This window comes from Paenibacillus sp. FSL H8-0048 (assembly GCF_038002825.1).
GTDB lineage: Bacteria > Bacillota > Bacilli > Paenibacillales > Paenibacillaceae > Paenibacillus_AQ.
Genome location: NZ_JBBODF010000001.1, coordinates 1429665 through 1448537, shown reverse-complemented (window position 1 = coordinate 1448537; position 18873 = coordinate 1429665). Strand labels below are relative to the sequence as shown.

Below are 18873 nucleotides of genomic sequence, written 5' to 3'. Positions count from 1 at the left end.
CCTCCCGTTTCGTCAAAGCTGTAAAGAGCCGAGAAGGATAAGGGGGTAACAACAATGCGTATGGCAAGAGTATGTCTATTATGGATTGGAGCGTGTCTCCTTCTGGGAATCGCCGGATGTGCGTCAGGCAAGGAGATTCCTGAATATACGGATGTGCACAACATGACCGGACTAGACGGAAGTCTGAATTCACGGGATAGCCTGACCTCGCCGGTTCTGCGGGATGTGTATGACCGCCCGATTCCCGAGGAGGTCTATGACACTCCCTGAGTACAGTCTCCCTGCCCGCTGGCCTTGCCCCGAAACGCTCAGGCTCTATACAGAATATTAATAATTCTGTATAATGCTCCATATTGATTGGACCTACAGAGAGGAGCCAGGGGATGGCAGTGGAAATCGTACATGTTACTACAGAGGAGCAGCTTCAAATGGCGCTGGAGATCCGCAAGAAGGTATTTGTGGAAGAACAGAAGGTGCCGGTAGAAGAGGAAATCGACGAATATGATGCTATCAGTGAGCATGTGCATCATTTTCTGCTCATGGAGGGCGGGCAGCCGGCAGCAACCGGCCGGATGATCTATTATAAAGCGGACACCGCCAAGATGCAGCGGATTGCCGTTCACGGGGCCTTCCGTGCCAAGGGATGCGGACGTATCCTGCTGCTGGCTATGGAAGAACGCGCACGTGAGCTGGGGCTGCAGGCATCCATTCTGGATGCCCAGTGTCAAGCAGAACCCTTTTACCGCAAGCTTGGCTATGAAGTGATTTCCAAGGAACCCTTCTATGATGCCGGAATTCTGCATGTCAGAATGAGTAAGGCCCTATAAACTTCCTGGTACATACTCTTTCGCTGCGATGGACAAGCTAGAATCGGCCAGAGCAGCTGGCTAATTCTAGTGCGAAGGAGACGATCCTAAGTGATGAATCAAGAACGGGAACGCTTTATTGCCGCCAAACGTAACGGTGACGGGGACCTGACCGGGTTCCAGACCTCCTCCGGACGTGTGCTGGATTATCAGCAGGCACTTCAGGAGGTGCAGTCCGGCAGCATAGCTGGCGTTAATGTTTTTAAAGGTAAAGATGGCGAAATGTATATCCGCGGCGATGCAGACGGAGATCCTACGAATAATCTGGATCAGCTTCCGCAATTTTAGCCGGGCATAGATAACAGGAGGAACGGCCGGACAGGCGTCTTACAGGCGCTGAAGTCCGGCCGTTTCTATGTCCAGAGGAGACAGCAGCTTCTCCAATAATGCTGCGTTAACGTCTGCTGCACATGCCGAAACCGGTTGCTGAAGGGCTTGATTTTCTTTTCTTCTGCAAAAAGAAATAATTCCCTGAATTCTGCGCAACTTGTCGTTGGCTTAGCAGTATACATTAACAGCATGAATTATTTGGAGGGGCTTTACAATGAGATGGAGAAAAATTGCTCTTTGCACGGTTGTGTTTTTCATGATGGGAAGCTCCTATTTGTTCGCGGACGCTGTGAACCAGAGGATCAAAGTATGGAGCAATGGAAAGGAAATAGCCGATGGCGGCTATTTGATTGACGGCAAGACCTATATTCCCGCCAGAGAGGCCGGAGGTATCGTCAGCTGGGACGGCTCGGGCAGAGTGACGATCCTTAAGCCGAACGTTCATATCGTACTGTTCAAAGGCGATACGGTATTCGGCAATGTCAACACAGGCAAGCTGAAGATGAAGATTCTGACACAGGTGGACAGCCTGAAGGACAGCATTGCTGCCGTGAAGGTGGCGATTACCGATCCTGCCGGGAATGTGAAGGATATTCTGGAGGATGCTGCCGGCTCCAAGAATGAGGATTTTTGGTTCTCCACACCGGAATTCACCTATGATTTCAAGGAACCGGGCAAATATAGTGTTGGCTTCTTCATGAAGGCGTCCAAGAACGGAGAGTACATTCTTGTGTCCGAGAAGGTAGTTACGGCTTCATCCAAGAATTAAGTCCCTCCTGCAAATTGACCTGTCCTTATCTTACGTGTTACGATACCAAATGTAGGATAATTCAATTAAAGTGAGGTATTACAATGAGCGATCACAAACATGAGCATGGCCATGAACATGGTGAAGCATGCGGTTGCGGACATGATCACGACCATGAGCACGAGGAGTTTGTGCTGACCTTGACGAACGAGCAGGGCGAAGATGTAGAAATGGTACTGGTGGAAACGTTCGACGTAGGCGAGAAGTTGTACGCCCTGCTGCTTGAGCGCGAGAACCCGGAAGCAGACGGAATCATCCTTCGTATGGAAGAAGAAGACGAGGAAATGGTTCTGTACAACATTGAAGATGAAGCTGAATGGAAAGCTGTTGAAGAAGCTTATAACGAGCTGCTTGCCCAGCAAGAATAGATTTCAGGCATTCATGCAAAACCCCGATACTCTATACGTATCGGGGTTTTGCATGTCGCACTGCTATGGGAAAAGCCTTAGGAGATCGGCTCTGCTTCGACAATAACTTTTATATTGGTAATGCTGCGGTCCTCAGGTCCTTTGACAGGCAATCCGATTTCTACATGGTCGATGATATAGTCGATATTATCCTGGGTAATAACTTCTCCAGGGAGAAGAATAGGAATACCCGGCGGATAGACGTAGATGAACTCTGCAATGATGTAACCGGCAGACTCCCGGAAGGGAATCAGCTGTGTATCCGCGTAGAAGGCATCTCTCGGGATTAGGGCCAGCTGCGGGATATTCGGCACTTGTACCTTAAGCTCATAGATCTCACCCTTGCTGTAATGGATCGCTGAGAGCACCTGCAGCGCCGCAAGCAGCTTATCTACAGATTCTTTAGTATCTCCAGGGGTAATCAGGCAAAGAATATTATACATGTCGCTGAGTTCAACTTCGATGTTATACTTCTGCCGGAGCCAGTTCTCGGTCTCGTAACCGGTAATGCCCAGGTGGCGTACATGAATGTTCAGCTTCGTCGGATCATGATCGAAGGTGGCTTCTGTTCCGAGAATTTCTTTGCCGAAGCTGTACAGCCCCTCAATCTCATTAATTGAATTACGGGCATAGGTCGACAGGGCAATCGTTCTCGCCGCCATCTCATGTCCGTTCAGGGCAAGGTTGCGTCTACTGGTATCCAGAGAGGCAAGCAGAATATATGAGGTTGAAGTGGTGGTCAGCATGCTGAGAATGGTCTGTACCCGTTGTGGGTTGACAAGACCCGTCTTGGCATTGAGGTTCAGTACCGAGCTCTGTGTCATGGAGCCGCCCAGCTTATGCACGCTGGTTGCTGCCAGGTCTGCACCGGCCTGCATGGCCGATACCGGTAAGTCCTCATGAAAATGAATCAGTACTCCATGTGCCTCGTCCACAAGTACGGGAACCCCGTAACTATGGGCCAGGTCGACAATCGAACGGAGGTCGGCGCATACGCCGAAATACGTCGGATTGATAACGAGGACACCCTTGGCATCCGGATGGCGCCTTAAAGCCCGTTCCAGCGAGCTGGTGGTTATGCCGTGGTCTATCCCAAGATTCTCATCCTGTACAGGAGAGACGAAAATAGGCTTGGCTCCGGAGAAAATAATGGCCGACATCACCGATTTGTGAATATTGCGCGGCACAATAATTTTGTCTCCTTCTGAGCAGACAGAGAGGATCATAGTCATGATGGCATTGCTCGTGCCTTGTACACTGAAATACGTGTAATCGGCGCCGAAAGCCTCTGCAGCCAGCTTCTGAGCTTCAAGGATAACCCCGGTGGGCTGATGAAGATCATCAAGCGGTGCAATATTGATCAAATCTATGGATAGAGCGTTATCGCCGATAAACTCACGGAATTCGGCATCGGTCCCTAGCCCCTTCTTATGTCCCGGAATATGGAATTGAACTGGATTTCCGGCGGCATGCTTTTTGAGAGCAGTGAAGAGGGGAGTAGCTTGTTGATTCATTTAATGCTGTCACAACCTTTCGCGAAGAGTGGTTTTTTTGATTTCGCTGAAGCAAAAGGTGTCCCCGGAGGGACGGAATACCCATTTCTACTTGAGCAAGCATCAGTATAACAAATCAATCAACATAATACTAGGATGTGATGAAATGTCTGGCAAAGCAGCGGAACGTATGCATATCAGTTTAGCCTCACCGTTCATATTAGAAATGTGGATCATTATTTTCCTGGTCGAATTCGTCAAAGGCTCGCTGCTGGTAGCTCTGCTGCCAGTCTACATGGAGAATATTCTGGGTCTCTCCGTAACAGTGGTCGGATTCGCCTTCGCGCTGCAGTATCTCGGGGATAACCTGTTCCGCAGCCCGTTCGGCTGGGTGATGGAGCGGATCGGCTACCGCTGGACGATGACAGGAGCGCTGCTGCTGCTGGTCGTGGCTGTCGGGCTGATTATCTATGCCAAAGATGCCGTAAGCTTGTCCATCGCCTGTCTGATTCTGGGGATTGGTACCTCGCCGCTGTGGCCTTGCACGATGACAGGCATCACCGAGCTGGCGGGCTCAACCAAGAGCGGCAGCAGCGGCGCAGCTATGGGGGCGGTGGAGATGGCCTCCCTGGCCGGAACCGGAGTCGGGCCGATTATCGTCAACTTCATGATGGATCATGGCGGACAGGGCTACCGGACAGTCTTCCTGGTGCTGATGGGCTTCGCTGCCGCCGTTGTAGCCGTGGCGCTGTTCCTGCCTTCGAAGATCGGCGGGCATGCGCCGCGTGTGGTGCGTGAGATATCGGCAGAGGGACCGCCGGTACCGCGTAAGCCGGTAAGGCCCTTGGAGAGTCTGAAGCGGACCTGGCAGCAGGTCACCTCCTCACTGAAGGTAAGCCGTCTGCTGTTCCCGGCGCTGTTCCTGCAGGCTTTTGCGATTGGGCTTATGACCCCGGTGGTCACCTTGTTTGCACGCTCGGAGCTGCATGTCACCCCGAACCAGTTCAGCCTGCTGCTGATTGCCGGGGGAGGAATTACCGTACTGACACTTATACCCGCCGGGAAGCTGGTCGATAAGGTCGGTACTTCCATCTTCCTTAATATCGGTTTCCTGCTGGCAGCCTGCTCCATGGCCTTCTTCTCACAGGTCCGCTGGCTGCCGCTGGCCTTCGTGGCGGTGGCGCTGGTCGGGATCAGCTATGCGCTGATTCTTCCGGCGTGGAACGCTTTCCTGGCGAAGCAGGTGCCGGAAGGCGAACGCGGGACCGTCTGGGGGCTCTTCCTGACGCTGCAGGGCTCAGGGATGGTTGCCGGTCCGGTGGTGTCAGGCAAGCTGTGGGATACGGTCAGCCACGGCGCTCCTTTTCTGGCCAGCGCAGGAGTAATGGTTATATTATTCGGCCTGCATCTGCTGATCGTCCACCGGACGAAGCTGAAGCACGGCAGGGCGCACTGAGTCCAGCTGGCACAGGGAAGTGAACCCGGTGCAGAAATGCAATAAGCCGCAGACCGCCTGAAAAGGGGAGGAATGCGGCTTTATTGCTGTTTTTGCGTATAAAAGGGCTGGTCCATACCTCCTAAAGTGGGTACCAGCGTTTGGAAAAGGCCAAAAACGGGTAAAAATAGTCAATAAACCAAGTTACCGCTACATAATATGAAGTATAAAATAAGTGTAAGCTACGCAAAGATCCAAGGTGCAGGCGGAGGTCCGGCAGTCTGTTCTACTCTTAGGTTAGGCCATGAAGCTGACGATGCTTAAATCAAGCAGTTAGGGGGGAGTGCCGTGAACAAAAATGATGAAGTGGAGTACTGCAATCTGGAGCTGCGGTTCGACAGACAGCATATCCAGGATCTAATCAAGGACTTGATCAAGGAAGGTTATTCCCTGTACTGGAGTGAGAACGAGAGTGTTTTTCTTATTTCGGTGCGCACCGGCCGCAAGCTTGTGAAGCTGCGCTTCCAGCGGATTAAGGACGGCTTCAAGCTGGTGGGAGATTACATGATCCGTGATGCGCGCCTGTCAGAATGGATGGAGAAGCTGATTGGGGATATGAGAGGTCATGCCGTTGTCAAGCGCTTCCGTGACCGTCAGATCATTATAGAGAATATTTTATTCGGTGAAGTCATCCGCCTGGTGGAGATTTCCGGTTATCAACAGCGGGTGCTGTACCAGAAGGGGCCGCTTTTGTCCGATCAGGAGCTGACGAAGCTGTTCTACTCCATAGAGGGCGAAGAGCGAATCCGCGACCGCAGGCTTGCCGTGGATGAACAGCTCGACTTGCTGAATGAAGCTATGCGTGAACGCGATAAGGAAGCGGTAGCGGCCAGCACAGCGAGGCTTGAGCAATTGACCAGGGAGCTTGCAGCGCTGGAATGGTAGGGTGCGAAGTGAATACATGCGGTTAAGGGCATCCCATCGCGGGGTGTCCTTTTATTGAGCCTTTCTTGAGGACGGGGGTTCACTTCTGCGCACAAAACCGTTAAAATAGTCATTGTGAGCAATTTCCCTGATGGATCGAAGTTTGTCAATGAAATTGATCTCTCTTTCGCAGGCGGAACTTTGCTGTCTCTGACAAAGGGTGGTATTCTTATACTGCGAGAAATGGATTTCACAAAAATACAGGGTGCAAAGGGTGGAGAACCAGATGTCAAAACAACAAATCGGCGTTATTGGCTTGGCGGTAATGGGCAAGAATTTGGCTCTTAACATCGAGAGCAAAGGCTTCAGCGTATCCGTGTTTAACCGTTCCCCGGAGAAGACACATGATCTGGTCGCAGAAGCAGCGGGCAAGAACCTGGTGGGTACGTTCTCCGTTGAAGAGTTTGTACAATCACTCGAAGTACCGCGCAAGATTCTGATCATGGTTCAGGCAGGCCAGGCTACAGATGCCACCATTGAGCAGCTTCTGCCGTTCTTGGATCAAGGCGATATCATCATTGATGGCGGTAACGCTTATTTCCCTGACACGGTACGCCGCAGTAAATATCTTGAAGACAAAGGCTTCCGCTTCGTCGGCACCGGCGTGTCCGGCGGTGAAGAAGGCGCGCTCAAGGGTCCTTCCATTATGCCGGGCGGTCAGGAAAGCGCGTATAAGCTGGTTGAACCTATCCTTACGGCGATTTCAGCCCATGTGGGCGGAGAGCCTTGCTGTACATATATCGGGCCGGACGGTGCAGGACACTATGTGAAAATGGTGCATAACGGTATCGAGTACGGTGACATGCAGCTGATTGGCGAAGCCTACCACCTGCTCAAGGACGTTCTGGGTCTGGATGCCAAGGAGCTGCACAGCACCTTCGCAGAATGGAACAATGGCGAGCTGGACAGCTATCTGATTGAGATTACGAAGGATATCTTCGCTCAGTATGACGAAGAGACCGGCAAGCCGATGGTGGATGTTATCCTTGATGCTGCCGGACAAAAGGGTACCGGCAAGTGGACAAGCCAAAGCTCGCTGGATCTAGGCGTGCCGCTGTCCATGATTACCGAATCTGTCTTCTCCCGCTTCCTGTCGGCCATGAAGGAGGAACGCGTTGAAGCCAGCAAAGTGCTGAGCGGACCTGCTGTGGCTCCTTTCGACGGCGACAAGGCTGAATTCATCGAGAACGTGCGCAAAGCATTGTTCGCCAGCAAGATCGTATCGTATGCCCAGGGCTTTGCCCAGCTGCGTGTAGCTTCTGACGAATACGGCTGGAATCTGAAATACGGCGAGCTGGCCAAAATCTGGCGCGGCGGCTGCATCATCCGTTCCCGGTTCCTGCAGAACATCACAGATGCTTATGAGAACAATGCAGAGCTGAAGAACCTTCTGCTTGATCCGTTCTTCAAGGATGTTATGGACAACTACCAGTCGGCATGGCGCAAGGTTATCGCTTCGGCTGTAACTCTGGGCATTCCGGTTCCGGGATTCTCCAGCGCCCTTGCATACTACGACAGCTACCGTACAGAACGTCTTCCAGCGAACCTGCTGCAGGCACAGCGCGATTACTTCGGCGCTCACACCTTCAAGCGTGTGGACAAAGAAGGCGTGTTCCACCACAACTGGCTGGCAGAGTAACAGGCAGCGTTCAGCTTCATGCTTAGGAACCCGAGATGCTTTCCGCTTCACGCGGAGGGCTATCGGGTTTTTTGCATCCATGTGGCATAGCCATGGCAGGTACAGGCCGCTTCAAAATGAAGGCTGCCGGCATTGTGCAAACTTTTCACCCTGTGTTATGATATGACAAATGTCGCGGCTTGGAGGTTGTTATGGACGATCGAAATATCATTCTCGTCGGGATGATGGCTACGGGGAAGTCTACAGTAGGCGCCATTCTGGCTGAGGAGCTTGACTATGAACTGGTTGATCTGGATGCAGTAATTACCGGAAGAGAGGGCCGCAGTATTGCGGATATCTTCGCAGAAGGCGGAGAGCAGGCATTCCGGCGCATTGAATCAGCGGTGCTTCAGGAAATGCTGCAGGGAGAGCGCAAAGTGATCTCTACAGGCGGAGGGGCGGTTCTTGCGCCAGGGAATGCCGCAGTCATGCTGGAGCATGGATTTGTTGTGGCTCTTACAGCCACGGAGGATGCCATTATTGAACGGGTCAGCGGGGATGTGAACCGGCCGCTGCTCGCCGGCAATGCGGCAAACCGGGTCCGTTCCATTATGGAACAGCGCAGGGAAGCTTACCGTTTCGCGCATTGCACGGTCGATACAACGGAGCTGAATGTGGCTGAGGTCTCGCAATACATTTTACTGCGTTACCGCGCTTGAGCTTTTATGTGTGTTGGCGCTTAACATCAGGATGAAGTTCAATTACGCTTCGGTATCATCCCACTCGATCATGCCGCCGCTCAGGTTAGAGCCTTGAATGCCGAATTGCTGCAGATATTCACAGACCCGCTGGCTGCGGTTGCCGGAACGGCAGATGAAGATGATCTCAGTGTCTGACGGAAGACTCTCCGTCTGCTGCGGGATCTGGCCCATCGGGATATGCTGTGCACCGGGAATCATGCCGAAGGCAACCTCATCCTCTTCACGGACATCGATCAGTACAAGCTCTTCGCCGGCAGCGAGCCGCTTACGCAGCTCCTGCGGTGTAATTTGCGGAATTTCATTCATGATAGTACCCTCTTTTCTGCCTGAATGGGAATGGACTTTCTTCACGCAATGATAACACAACTGCGGATTACCCTGTCAAACAGGACCGTACATACTGACTATATATGATGAAGGAGCGCTTATACTATGGACGTTATTGTTAGGCCTACGCCGACGCTGCAAGGAGAATTCGGAGCTCTGTCCTCCAAAAACTACACCACGCGCTACCTGCTGGTAGCCGCTCTCTCTGAAGGAGTCAGCACGATCTACCATCCTGCCCACAGTGAGGACAGCGACGCGATCCGCAGATGTATTGCCGATCTTGGCGCAGTCCTGACTGAAGATGATGAGAAAATCGTAGTCCAGGGGTTCGGACGCCATCCCCGTGACGTCAAGGAGCTGAATGTCGGGAATGCCGGCGCTGTGCTGCGCTTCCTGATGGCGGTGGCTGCTCTTAGCCCGGAGGTTACCTTCGTGAATACGTATCCCGATTCTCTCGGCAAGCGGCCGCATGACGACCTCATTCTGGCACTGGGCCAGCTCGGCGTGGAGGTCGAGCATAATAACGGAAGGCTGCCCATTACGATCCGCGGCGGCAAGCCGCAGGGCGGACGGATTACCGTTTCTGGCGCTGTCAGCTCGCAGTATCTCAGCGCACTTTTATTCCTTACGCCACTGCTTGAAGAAGACAGTGAGATCATCGTGGTGGATGATCTGAAATCAAAGGTGGTCATCGGCCAGACGCTGGAGGTGCTGGAGCAGGCCGGGATTATCGTACATGCGGCTGACGATTATATGTCCTTCAAGGTGCCTGGACGCCAGAACTATGCAGCCAAGACCTATACGGTGCAAGGCGATTATCCGGGATCAGCCGCAGTGCTTGCGGCCGCAGCAGTGACGAAGTCGGATGTGACCATTCACCGGCTGGCTGAGAGAAGCAAGCAGGGAGAGCGGGCCATTGTCGATGTGCTGCGGATGATGGAGGTGCCGCTCACCCATGAGAACGGAACAGTGCATGTGCAGGGGAACGGCATTCTGAAGGCGGTGGAATTCGACGGCGATGCGGCAACCGATGCAGTGCTGGCAATGGTAGCTGCGGCGGTTTTTGCTGAAGGGACCTCGCGCTTCTATAATGTGGAGAATCTGCGCTACAAGGAATGCGACCGTATCACAGACTATCTGGCTGAGCTGACCCGGGCCGGTGCGAAGGTCGAGGAACGCCGGGACGAGATCATTGTGCATGGCACACCGGATGGCGTGGAAGGCGGCGTAACGATCAATGCCCACTATGACCACCGTGTAATTATGGCGCTTACTGTAGTTGGCCTGCGGGCCCGCCAGCCGCTGCTGATCAAGGATGCCCATCATGTGGCGAAGTCTTATCCGCAGTATTTCGATCATCTGCGCTTGCTGGGTGCGGATGTGGAATGGGTGAATTGAGCAATCTAGGTTCTTTAAGCATCACACCTCTTGCTCCGGAAGATATCCCTTCCGTATCGAAGCTGTTCAAGGTGACGATCGCCGACGCCTTCGAACGGGAAGGATTGGGGCACCTGCAGGAAGACATCCGGCAGGAGACCGCAGCCAAGATACAGATGGCCAATGCTGCGCTGAATCCGCAGGATACGGATGTGTATTTCTGGCTGGCCAGAAGCGGTGGAGTGGTTATCGGCACGGTTTCTTATGCGCCTTGCGGAGAGGACATACGGAACTGCACCGATAACCGCCTATCGGCTGTCGGTGAGCTGGGAAGCTTGTATGTCCTGCCTGAATTTCAGGGGCAGGGTGTAGGCTCAGCTTTAATTGAGGAGGTCACGGTCTTTCTCAGAAAGCGGGGGATTTCCGAATTCTGCCTGGACAGCGGATATAAGCGAGCGCAGGACAGATGGCTGCGGAAATTCGGAACGCCCCATGCAGCAGTGCAGGATTATTGGGGGCCGGATTCCATTCATATGGTATGGCTGTGCAGCTTGGGGCACCCAGAGGATTCGTAGATCCAGATATAAATGAACAGTTACGTAAGGCTGACGGGAATTTGGAACTTCTGGTGCGGCGCTGTATGATATAGGTGTTGCTGAAAATGACAGAACCGTGGCTGAAGCGGCAAGCAGTGCTGCGGAGGGCATGGACGAAATCAGACGGAAGGGGAAATACACATATGAGCTTTGAGAACCCTAGCAGGGAAGAGATCGGCGAGATTCTGGCTGCGGCAGGCAATATCGCTGTTGTTGGCCTATCCGACAAAACTGACCGCACCTCATATATGGTTGCAGGGGCTATGCAGAGCCGGGGCTACCGGATCATTCCGGTCAACCCGTCAGTGGACGGGGAGATCCTGGGCGAGAAATGCTACCATACGCTGGCGGAGATTCCGGAGCCGGTGGATATTGTGAATGTATTCCGCCGCAGTGAATACTGCGCGGCTGTTGCGCAGGAGGCTGCTGATATCGGCGCACGTGTGCTTTGGCTGCAGCAAGGGATCATTAGTCAAGAGGCGGCGGACATTGCCGCTGCCAATCATATGATCGCGATCATGGACCGCTGCATTAAGGTGGAGGAAGCGATTACGATGAAGGGCCGGAGCCGGGGATAAGACGATTCGCATGTATGATCAGGTGTGCAGATACCGGATATACTTGTAGGTCAAAGCTATCCAGATTTAATTTTTTCAAATGTCCCTCAGACCTGGTTGCAGTATTCTTGATTAGTTCTCGCTAACAATTATTGAAATGATTTACACAGACGAAGAACGTCCTTTACTCCATTAACAAGGGGAGAAGGGCGTTTTTTTGCATTTTCCGGGAGGGGGAAGGTAGATATGGAATTTGAAATGGCACACAGCAGCTTTATGGAGGCACATACGAATGAAAGAACGGGTGAACGGAGGGGGAGGCTGCTGCGCGGACATAACTATGCGGAGAAGCTGTTTCTGCAGAATGTATGGTGGCCGCTATTCGAGTCACTGGAGCATCTGCACCCTGAATATGAGGTGTACGACTGGAACCGGAAGTCGCAGTTTCTGGATTTTGCTTTTCTGCCGCAGAACGGAACCCGCTTTGGCATCGAATGTGACGGTTATCAGAGCCATATCAAGGATATGGACCGGGAAAAGTTCAACTATGCGCTGAACCGGGACACCTTCCTGACCGGGATGGGCTGGAAGATGCTGCACTTCTCGTTCGACGACATCCAGCAGCGTCCCGAAGTGTGCCGGATGCTGCTGCAGCTGGCGCTGGCACCGTTTTTGGCGCGGAGTAGAGTGGCCGGAGCACAACTGTTGTCTGGAGAAAAAGACGTATTACGTTTAGCCTGGCAGATTGGAAGACCCCTTCGTCCTAAGGATGTAACGGATTATTTCGAGATTAACTTTAGAACGGCACACAAACTGCTCAGCGCTCTGAGCGAGAAAGGACTGCTCCAGCCTGTCGCTGGCGGAAGAGGGATAAGATCCTATGAACTGAGGCCAATGCATCAGGATCAGAGTTGGTGAGAAGACGGAACATCATTGGTTAAAAGGCTTTGAATAGTCGCAGCCGCACCAGTGTGAATGTATTTTGTACATTAGAATTTAGTCAAAACCCGCGATTTCGAGCTTCTGTTGCATTTTATACAGTAGAATTTTGATTTATGGTTGGTTATGATGTAATTCTGAGAATTCTAATGTACGAAATACAATAGATCGTGGATATGAGCGGAATTTCGGCCAATCTGTTGTACAAAATACAATCACCGCTCTATTGGTAGGCTGTCTGTGCTCATGCTACACTTTAGCGGGTGCGAAGGGTGCGAAGGGTGCGAAGGGTGCGAAGGGTGCGAAGGGTGCGAAGGGTGCGAAGGGTGCGAAGGGTGCGAAGGGTGCGAAGGGTGCGAAGGGTGCGAAAGGCGCTGATGGCGCTGACGGTGCCGTCTTCGTAGCGCGCTTCACCTCCGGTTCACGCCCAGATTCTTTTGACAAAAACTGCTGTAACGCTTACCATTCAATATAGAAAGAAAGGAGAGGGTCGCCTTGAATTGGCTCGGATCTTTGCAGCAGTTGGGCAGAGCCATTATGCTTCCTACCATGGTGCTGCCGGCGGCGGCTATCCTGCTGAGTCTGGGCAGCTTACCGTGGTCTGCATGGGGACTTTCTTCGGTATCCGAAGTGACGACGTACGCGGGGCAAGGAATATTCTATTTCATGCCTTATTTGTTTGCTGTCGGTGTGGCGTGGGGGTTGTCCAATCAGGCCGGACCGGCCGGACTGGCCGCACTCGCAGGGATGTTCACTTATGACCGGATTGTGTCCAACATGGGAGACGGGGCTGTACAGCCTGCAACATTAATCGGGATTATCCTTGGGATTGTAGCCGGTGTAGCGCATAACCGGTTTAAGAATATCAAGCTGCCGGAGGCGATCCAGTTTTTTGGAGGGTCGCGTTTTGTTTTGCTGTTCATGGGCTTATTCTCGGCTCTGTTCGCCTGGGTCATGCTCGGGGTGTCTCCGCTCTTGCAGCAGCTGCTCAATGAGCTGTTCAGGGTAGTGCAGGTGACCGGCGGCTATGGAGTGTTTGTCTACGGGGTGCTATACAGGGTACTGACGGCCTTTGGCCTGCACCATATTCTGAATAATGTGTTCTGGTTCCAATTGGGCTCCTTTACGACGCCTGACGGCAGTACAGTCGTACAGGGGGATTTGCCGCGCTTTTTTGCCGGTGACCCTACGGCGGGGGTGTTCATGGCCGGGCTGTTCCCGATCATGATGTTCGCCCTGCCCGCAATTGCTTTTGCGATCATTCAGGAAGCGCGCGAGGATCTCAAGCCCAAGATCAAGAAGACTTTTTTGCGTGCAGCATTGGTGTGCTTTCTGACCGGCGTGTCGGAGCAGATTGAATTCGCCTTCCTGTTCGCGTCGCCGTATTTGTTTGCGCTGCATGTGGTCATGTCCGGGCTTGCGATGGTGTTGACCTACTCGCTCGGGATTCATCACGGCTTCTCCTATTCGGCGGGGACCATCGACTTCTTCCTCAATATGCATCTGTCCCAGCGGGCCTGGCTGCTGATTCCAATCGGGATCGGCTATGGCATTGTCTATTATAACGTGTTCCGCTGGGCGATCCGCCGGTTCCAGATTCCTACGCCGGGCCGCGAGGAGGGTTCTGAGCTGGGCGACTGGGCGGGCAATATCCCGTATCAGGCTCCGCTGATTCTGGAGGCGCTGGGCGGCAAGGAGAATATTGTGCAGGTTCAGGCCTGCATTACCCGGCTGAGATTAACGGTGCATAATGACCGCTTCATAGATACAGGGGCGCTTAAGGGACTGGGCTCCGCAGGCATTATCAAGCTGGGCGGGGGCAATGTGCAGGTCGTCTTCGGTACATATTCGGAGCTGATCCGTGAGGAGATTGACAAGCTGATGCTGCGCGATCTGCCGCAGGTGCTGTTCAGTGCGCCGATCCAGGGACGGATGATGCCGATTGAAGAGGTGCCGGATCATATTTTTGCCGCGAAGCTGGTCGGAGATGGAGTGGCCTTTGTCCCGGAAAAGGGAGAGCTGGTCTCGCCCGTATTCGGCAAAGTGATGCACGTATACCCTACGATGCACGCAGTGGGCATTGCTACGCCCGAAGGGCTCGAGGTGCTCATGCATATCGGAATCGATACTTCGCAGCTTAAGGGTCCGTTTGAGGCGCTTGTACAGGAAGGTGACAGTGTGGAGCCGGGGCAGCTGCTGGTCAAGTTTGATCTGGCCTACTTGAAGGAGCATGCCGCTTCGCTGGCGACACCGATGGTGATTACCAACCCGGACCGGGTCAAATCCTGGAGCTATGCGCCATTCAAAAACGTGAAAAAGGGGCAGTCTTCCGTCATGTCCGTGGTACTACATGAAAGCAATGTTGGAGGGATCGAAGCATGATACAAGGCATAGGCGCCGCAGCAGGTGTTGCCATCGGGAAGGCCTTTGTCCTGCCGAACTGGGAATGGAGTCTGCCGGACACCCAGGTGAATCCGGTGGATCTGGCGAAGGAGTTCGAACGGTTGTACGAAGGCATTCGGACCTCCAAGGACGAAATCGAGTTTATCAAAAAAGAATTCCGCGAGGTCGTCGGACCGGAGGAATCGAGTATTTTCGATGCCCATCTGGCGATCCTGGATGATCCGGTGTTCATGAGCGAAATCCGCGGCATTATCGAACGCCAATACAAGGCAGCCGAGGTGGCGGTCAAGGAAGCGATCGACCACTTCGTGGCGATGTTCGATTTGCTCGACGATGAATATATGAAGGAGCGTGCGGTGGATATCAAGGATGTCGGCAACCGCCTGCTGAAGCATCTCCTGGGTGCGCCTGAGGTTACACTGCCGTCGGATACCCAGCCGTACATCCTGGTAGCGAAGGAGCTGTCCCCCTCACAGCTGGCGCATTTGAATCCGGCGTATGTGCTGGGCATAGCGACGATGATGGGCGGCAAAACCTCGCATTCCTCCATCATGGCCCGTGCGCTCGGCATTCCGCTGGTGGCGGGCCTGGAGAACAAGATCCTGACTCCTATCCAGACAGGGGACATGCTGGTGCTCGATGGGGAGACCGGGGCGGTCATGATTCATCCGGATGAATCCACACTGCTTGATTTCAACACCAGACGCGCGAAGCAGCAGCGGAAGCGGGAGCAATTGGAGCTGCTGGCAACCGTGGAAGCGGTGACGAAGGACGGGGTGTCTCTGCGGCTGGCTGGCAATATCAGTTCCGTGAAGGAGCTGAATATGGCGCTGAAATACGGGGCCGAGGGAGTGGGGCTGTTCCGTACAGAGTTTCTGTACATGGACCGCAGCTCTTTTCCGACAGAGGAGGAGCAGTTCGAAGTCTATAAGCTGGTCGCGGAAAAAGTCGGCAAGGAGACCGTGGTCATCCGTACGCTTGATATCGGGGGAGACAAGCATCTGGATTACTTCCAGCTGCCGGAGGAGCAGAACCCGTTTCTTGGCTACCGGGCCATCCGGATCAGCCTGGACCGCAAGGATATGTTCAAAACCCAGATTACAGCCATTCTGCGGGCCAGTCATTACGGCAATGTGCGGATGATGTTCCCGATGATCTCTTCGGTCGAAGAGCTGCAGGCGGCCAAAGCGGTGCTGAACGAGGTGAAAAGCGAGCTGGACAGCCGGGGAGTACCGTATAACCGCGACATGAAAGTAGGTATAATGATTGAGGTTCCGGCCGCAGTGATGATTGCCGACCTGCTGGCAGAGGAAGTGGACTTCTTCAGTATCGGCACGAATGATCTGGTGCAGTATGTACTGGCTGTGGACCGGATGAATGAGCAGATCGCCCATATGTATCATCCGTACCATCCGGGAGTGCTGCGCATGATCCGCATGACGGTGGATGCGGCACGCAGCGCAGGCATTGATGTCAGTGTCTGCGGCGAGATGGCCGCAGACGAGCGCTCACTGCCGCTCTGGCTGGAGCTGGGGATCAGTGTGCTGAGCATGTCGCCGCAAGCCTTGCTGAAGGTGAAGCACCGTACGCTCAACACCCTGGCTTCTGAAGCCAGGGAGATTGCGAAGGTCTGCTTCCGCAACCGCACCAGCTCGGAGACAGAGGAGCAGCTTACTGCTTTTGTAGGTCGGAGCGGATTTCCGCTGGGTGCCGGCGGAGACTCCAAAGAGAAGACGTCATAGCCTTCTAGCGGCCGAATGTTATCGGCGGAACAAAGACAAGGTGAACAGGAACATCGATATAAAGTCCGGTGAAGGTCAAGGGGCCATACACACCGGGCTTTTTGCTGTAAAGGGGTGCGAATCATCCATGGCTGTATTGCAGCTGAATTCATGTGCAACAGCATCATTCGCCCAAAAAGCAAAACCGTTTGGACTGCTGGACAGTCAGTATATACAGAAGTCAAAAAAAGAAGGGGGATACTAAGCCTCGATGGAACATACGTGGGAAGGCGAGCAGGTGCGCCGCTTGAATGAACAGGAGCAGCTGTTCATCAGCCGGGTACTGGAACAGAAGAAAATACTCTACAGCATTGCGTACAGTTACTTGCGCAGCGAGGCGGAGGCACTTGAAATGGTTCAGGAAACTACATACCGGGCCTGGGTCAAGCGCGGGAGTCTGAAGGATGAGGACCGGTTCGCACCCTGGCTGACCCGGATTCTGATCAACTGCTGCAAGGATGAACTGAAACGCAGGAAGCGGCTGGCCGCTCCTGTGCCGGAACAGGCAAGCGCTGGACTGCAGGAGATGACCAGTGACCGTAAGCTGGATATGGAGCGGGCTCTGGAAGCAGTGAAGCCGAAGTACCGTCAGGTGCTTGTCCTGAAGTACTACCGGGATATGACACTGACGGAAATTGCCGAGGTGCTGGGCAAGCCGGAAGGAACGGTCAAGACCTGGCTGAATAAGGGGCTTAAGCAATTGCGCGACAAGATGAAAATCAAAGGGGGACTATAGCATGGTCAAGACAGAAGAAGAGCTGCTGAAGGAGTACTACCACAGTCTGTCGGCGGAAGCCGAGGAGGTCCCGGAAATGAGGCTGAATACGGCAATCCGCAGAGGAATAACGCGTTCCAGAAGAAGCTCTATGTCACTTAGGAAGCGTTATGCTCTGGCCGCAGCGGCGGCAGTACTTGGACTAGTACTGTTGTTCTCTTTTCCCCGGGCAGGCGGGGTGTTGAAGACACAGGGAGCTGCTCCGGATCAGGCAGTATTACTTCCAAGCAATGGGGTGTTTGAAAAGTATAATCTGGCAGTAAGACATTCCACAGTATCTTCGGCAATCGAGGCTGGCCTTGTACAGCGCATCACTGGTGTTACCGCGGAGCAGAACGGATTTGTCCTGACTGTAGATGGAATTGCTGCGGATCAGAAGGGGATTATCATTTTATACTCATTGCAGAATAAGACTGGCGAGAATGCCGGAGTTGAACTTATGCAGCTTACTGGAGCTGCTGCAAACCCTTTGAATACAAGCAGGGGGCCGGGGAACTCAATTTCCCCAAATCGTATAACCTACGGTTATGAAGTAAGGCAGTGGGAGAGTGGTGCGGGAGCTCTTCCTGATCAAATTACGTTTGAGCTGGAGCTTGGGAAGTACAAGCAGTTCACTCCAGTTTCAGCAGATAGCCCTCTCTCTAAATTGTCTGTAGCTCTTCCGCTGGACCGGGAGCAGCTCGCCAAGGCAGGAGAAACCGTACATGTAGACAAAACACTGGAAATAGAAGGTCAGAAAATTAAAATCAATGAGGTCTATCTGGCCGCCTCCGGCATTTATCTGGACTATACCTGCGGCCCGCTGAACTCCAAACAGATCTTCTCCATATACAAACCGGGTTTCTTAGCAGGTGGCAGCGGTGACTATACGTATCTGGATTTACGCGCCGCCGACTTTACAGACAGTGGGGGCACACTGATATTTGCGAACGACAGCCGCCTGGCACAATCACTCCAGCTGCAAATCAATGGAATTCTGGCGCTGGATAAGAAGGCAACCCAATTAGTAATTGATACGGATAAGCAACAAATTATCAAGGCTCCGGATCAGAATTTGCAAATGTCCATTCATAACACGGAGAAGGGCTCCACGATGGTGCTGGAATATGATTCTCAGGCAAAGAACAACAGTATCTACAATGACTTTAGGCTGGGGCAAACATTTACCGATGGAGCAGGTACAGTTCATTCAGCAGAAAAGTTTGATATCGATATTCCGCAGCGCACGGAGCCGGAGAATGCGAAGTCAATCCCTCACATGTATTACAAAGGTCTGGGAAGTAATAAATATCCGCAGCCGCTGACGTTCACCATTGAGGCGTATCCTGCCCTGATCAAAGAGAAGCTGTCCGTTCCTATCCGCTAATCCCCTTTAAAAGCGGCAAAAAGCCCTGAATCCTGTCAGACGACAGGGCA

General features: G+C 53.1%; 20 protein-coding genes. 18 read left to right on the top strand and 2 right to left on the bottom strand.

Annotation, left to right across the window (positions count from 1 at the left end; all coding sequences use genetic code 11):
- Positions 1–54: 54 nt before the first annotated feature.
- The 5 genes from NSU18_RS06390 to NSU18_RS06370 all read left to right on the top strand — a co-directional run bounded on the left by NSU18_RS06390 (position 55) and on the right by NSU18_RS06370 (position 2372).
- Complete coding sequence (locus tag NSU18_RS06390) at positions 55–270, top strand: hypothetical protein (protein ID WP_341021092.1); 216 nt, start codon at positions 55–57, stop codon at positions 268–270.
- A 113-nt stretch (positions 271–383) separates the two neighbouring features.
- Positions 384–827: a GNAT family N-acetyltransferase gene (locus tag NSU18_RS06385; protein ID WP_341021094.1), complete on the top strand. Its 444-nt coding sequence runs from the start codon at positions 384–386 to the stop codon at positions 825–827.
- Between the two features lie 90 nt (positions 828–917).
- A complete protein-coding gene (locus tag NSU18_RS06380) occupies positions 918–1154 on the top strand; it encodes a DUF3892 domain-containing protein (RefSeq protein ID WP_036695032.1) in 237 nt (78 codons plus the stop codon).
- A 256-nt stretch (positions 1155–1410) separates the two neighbouring features.
- Positions 1411–1965 (top strand): copper amine oxidase, encoded by a 555-nt coding sequence (locus tag NSU18_RS06375; RefSeq protein WP_341021096.1) that lies wholly within the window; start codon positions 1411–1413, stop codon positions 1963–1965.
- Positions 1966–2048: 83 nt separating this feature from the next.
- Positions 2049–2372, top strand: coding sequence for a DUF1292 domain-containing protein (locus NSU18_RS06370; RefSeq protein WP_019911532.1), 324 nt, complete (start codon positions 2049–2051; stop codon positions 2370–2372).
- A 77-nt stretch (positions 2373–2449) separates the two neighbouring features.
- On the opposite strand, the gene NSU18_RS06365 is transcribed toward NSU18_RS06370, so the two are convergent.
- On the bottom strand, positions 2450–3925 hold the full coding sequence (locus NSU18_RS06365) for an aminotransferase class I/II-fold pyridoxal phosphate-dependent enzyme (RefSeq protein ID WP_341021098.1): 1476 nt from the start codon (positions 3923–3925) through the stop codon (positions 2450–2452).
- A 169-nt stretch (positions 3926–4094) separates the two neighbouring features.
- On the opposite strand from NSU18_RS06365, the gene NSU18_RS06360 reads away from it, so the two are divergent.
- From NSU18_RS06360 to NSU18_RS06345, 4 genes are all read left to right on the top strand, one after another.
- Positions 4095–5360, top strand: a complete 1266-nt coding sequence (locus NSU18_RS06360) for an MFS transporter (protein WP_341148551.1) — start codon at positions 4095–4097, stop codon at positions 5358–5360.
- A 327-nt stretch (positions 5361–5687) separates the two neighbouring features.
- Positions 5688–6284 (top strand): hypothetical protein, encoded by a 597-nt coding sequence (locus NSU18_RS06355; RefSeq protein WP_341021101.1) that lies wholly within the window; start codon positions 5688–5690, stop codon positions 6282–6284.
- 265 nt (positions 6285–6549) lie between these two features.
- Positions 6550–7962: an NADP-dependent phosphogluconate dehydrogenase gene (gndA, locus tag NSU18_RS06350; protein ID WP_341021103.1), complete on the top strand. Its 1413-nt coding sequence runs from the start codon at positions 6550–6552 to the stop codon at positions 7960–7962.
- A 191-nt stretch (positions 7963–8153) separates the two neighbouring features.
- On the top strand, positions 8154–8660 hold the full coding sequence (locus tag NSU18_RS06345) for a shikimate kinase (RefSeq protein WP_341021104.1): 507 nt from the start codon (positions 8154–8156) through the stop codon (positions 8658–8660).
- A gap of 42 nt (positions 8661–8702) precedes the next feature.
- On the opposite strand, the gene NSU18_RS06340 is transcribed toward NSU18_RS06345, so the two are convergent.
- Positions 8703–9008, bottom strand: coding sequence for a rhodanese-like domain-containing protein (locus tag NSU18_RS06340; RefSeq protein ID WP_341021106.1), 306 nt, complete (start codon positions 9006–9008; stop codon positions 8703–8705).
- Positions 9009–9134: 126 nt separating this feature from the next.
- Between NSU18_RS06340 and aroA the strand changes: the two genes are divergently transcribed.
- The 9 genes from aroA to NSU18_RS06295 all read left to right on the top strand — a co-directional run bounded on the left by aroA (position 9135) and on the right by NSU18_RS06295 (position 18823).
- Entirely contained in the window at positions 9135–10427 is a 1293-nt protein-coding gene (gene aroA, locus NSU18_RS06335; protein WP_341148550.1) for a 3-phosphoshikimate 1-carboxyvinyltransferase, read from the top strand.
- Positions 10415–10981 carry a GNAT family N-acetyltransferase gene (locus NSU18_RS06330; protein ID WP_341148549.1) on the top strand — a complete coding sequence of 189 codons (567 nt, stop codon included), beginning with the start codon at positions 10415–10417 and terminating at the stop codon, positions 10979–10981. The genes aroA and NSU18_RS06330 overlap by 13 nt, the downstream gene beginning before the upstream one ends.
- Positions 10982–11145: 164 nt before the next feature.
- On the top strand, positions 11146–11580 hold the full coding sequence (locus tag NSU18_RS06325) for a CoA-binding protein (protein WP_341023278.1): 435 nt from the start codon (positions 11146–11148) through the stop codon (positions 11578–11580).
- A gap of 225 nt (positions 11581–11805) precedes the next feature.
- Positions 11806–12477 carry a hypothetical protein gene (locus NSU18_RS06320; RefSeq protein ID WP_341021112.1) on the top strand — a complete coding sequence of 224 codons (672 nt, stop codon included), beginning with the start codon at positions 11806–11808 and terminating at the stop codon, positions 12475–12477.
- A 247-nt stretch (positions 12478–12724) separates the two neighbouring features.
- Entirely contained in the window at positions 12725–12973 is a 249-nt protein-coding gene (locus tag NSU18_RS06315; protein ID WP_341148548.1) for a hypothetical protein, read from the top strand.
- Between the two features lie 20 nt (positions 12974–12993).
- Positions 12994–14880: a glucose PTS transporter subunit IIA gene (locus NSU18_RS06310; RefSeq protein WP_341021114.1), complete on the top strand. Its 1887-nt coding sequence runs from the start codon at positions 12994–12996 to the stop codon at positions 14878–14880.
- Entirely contained in the window at positions 14877–16643 is a 1767-nt protein-coding gene (gene ptsP, locus NSU18_RS06305) for a phosphoenolpyruvate--protein phosphotransferase (protein WP_341021116.1), read from the top strand. Before NSU18_RS06310 ends, ptsP begins: the two co-directional genes overlap by 4 nt.
- A gap of 250 nt (positions 16644–16893) precedes the next feature.
- Positions 16894–17418 carry a sigma-70 family RNA polymerase sigma factor gene (locus NSU18_RS06300; protein ID WP_341021118.1) on the top strand — a complete coding sequence of 175 codons (525 nt, stop codon included), beginning with the start codon at positions 16894–16896 and terminating at the stop codon, positions 17416–17418.
- Position 17419: 1 nt separating this feature from the next.
- Positions 17420–18823 (top strand): DUF4179 domain-containing protein, encoded by a 1404-nt coding sequence (locus NSU18_RS06295; RefSeq protein ID WP_341148547.1) that lies wholly within the window; start codon positions 17420–17422, stop codon positions 18821–18823.
- The last annotated feature ends 50 nt before the right edge of the window (positions 18824–18873 follow it).

What these genes read in the sequence shown, in the direction of transcription:
- NSU18_RS06390 (WP_341021092.1), top strand. Translation starts at nt 55, where the DNA reads ATGCGTATGGCAAGAGTATGTCTATTATGGATTGGAGCGTGTCTCCTT.
- NSU18_RS06385 (WP_341021094.1), top strand. Translation starts at nt 384, where the DNA reads ATGGCAGTGGAAATCGTACATGTTACTACAGAGGAGCAGCTTCAAATG.
- NSU18_RS06375 (WP_341021096.1), top strand. Translation starts at nt 1,411, where the DNA reads ATGAGATGGAGAAAAATTGCTCTTTGCACGGTTGTGTTTTTCATGATG.
- NSU18_RS06370 (WP_019911532.1), top strand. Translation starts at nt 2,049, where the DNA reads ATGAGCGATCACAAACATGAGCATGGCCATGAACATGGTGAAGCATGC.
- NSU18_RS06365 (WP_341021098.1), bottom strand. Translation starts at nt 3,925, where the DNA reads ATGAATCAACAAGCTACTCCCCTCTTCACTGCTCTCAAAAAGCATGCC.
- NSU18_RS06360 (WP_341148551.1), top strand. Translation starts at nt 4,095, where the DNA reads ATGCATATCAGTTTAGCCTCACCGTTCATATTAGAAATGTGGATCATT.
- gndA (WP_341021103.1), top strand. Translation starts at nt 6,550, where the DNA reads ATGTCAAAACAACAAATCGGCGTTATTGGCTTGGCGGTAATGGGCAAG.
- NSU18_RS06345 (WP_341021104.1), top strand. Translation starts at nt 8,154, where the DNA reads ATGGACGATCGAAATATCATTCTCGTCGGGATGATGGCTACGGGGAAG.
- NSU18_RS06340 (WP_341021106.1), bottom strand. Translation starts at nt 9,008, where the DNA reads ATGAATGAAATTCCGCAAATTACACCGCAGGAGCTGCGTAAGCGGCTC.
- aroA (WP_341148550.1), top strand. Translation starts at nt 9,135, where the DNA reads ATGGACGTTATTGTTAGGCCTACGCCGACGCTGCAAGGAGAATTCGGA.
- NSU18_RS06330 (WP_341148549.1), top strand. Translation starts at nt 10,415, where the DNA reads ATGGGTGAATTGAGCAATCTAGGTTCTTTAAGCATCACACCTCTTGCT.
- NSU18_RS06325 (WP_341023278.1), top strand. Translation starts at nt 11,146, where the DNA reads ATGAGCTTTGAGAACCCTAGCAGGGAAGAGATCGGCGAGATTCTGGCT.
- NSU18_RS06320 (WP_341021112.1), top strand. Translation starts at nt 11,806, where the DNA reads ATGGAATTTGAAATGGCACACAGCAGCTTTATGGAGGCACATACGAAT.
- ptsP (WP_341021116.1), top strand. Translation starts at nt 14,877, where the DNA reads ATGATACAAGGCATAGGCGCCGCAGCAGGTGTTGCCATCGGGAAGGCC.
- NSU18_RS06300 (WP_341021118.1), top strand. Translation starts at nt 16,894, where the DNA reads ATGGAACATACGTGGGAAGGCGAGCAGGTGCGCCGCTTGAATGAACAG.
- NSU18_RS06295 (WP_341148547.1), top strand. Translation starts at nt 17,420, where the DNA reads ATGGTCAAGACAGAAGAAGAGCTGCTGAAGGAGTACTACCACAGTCTG.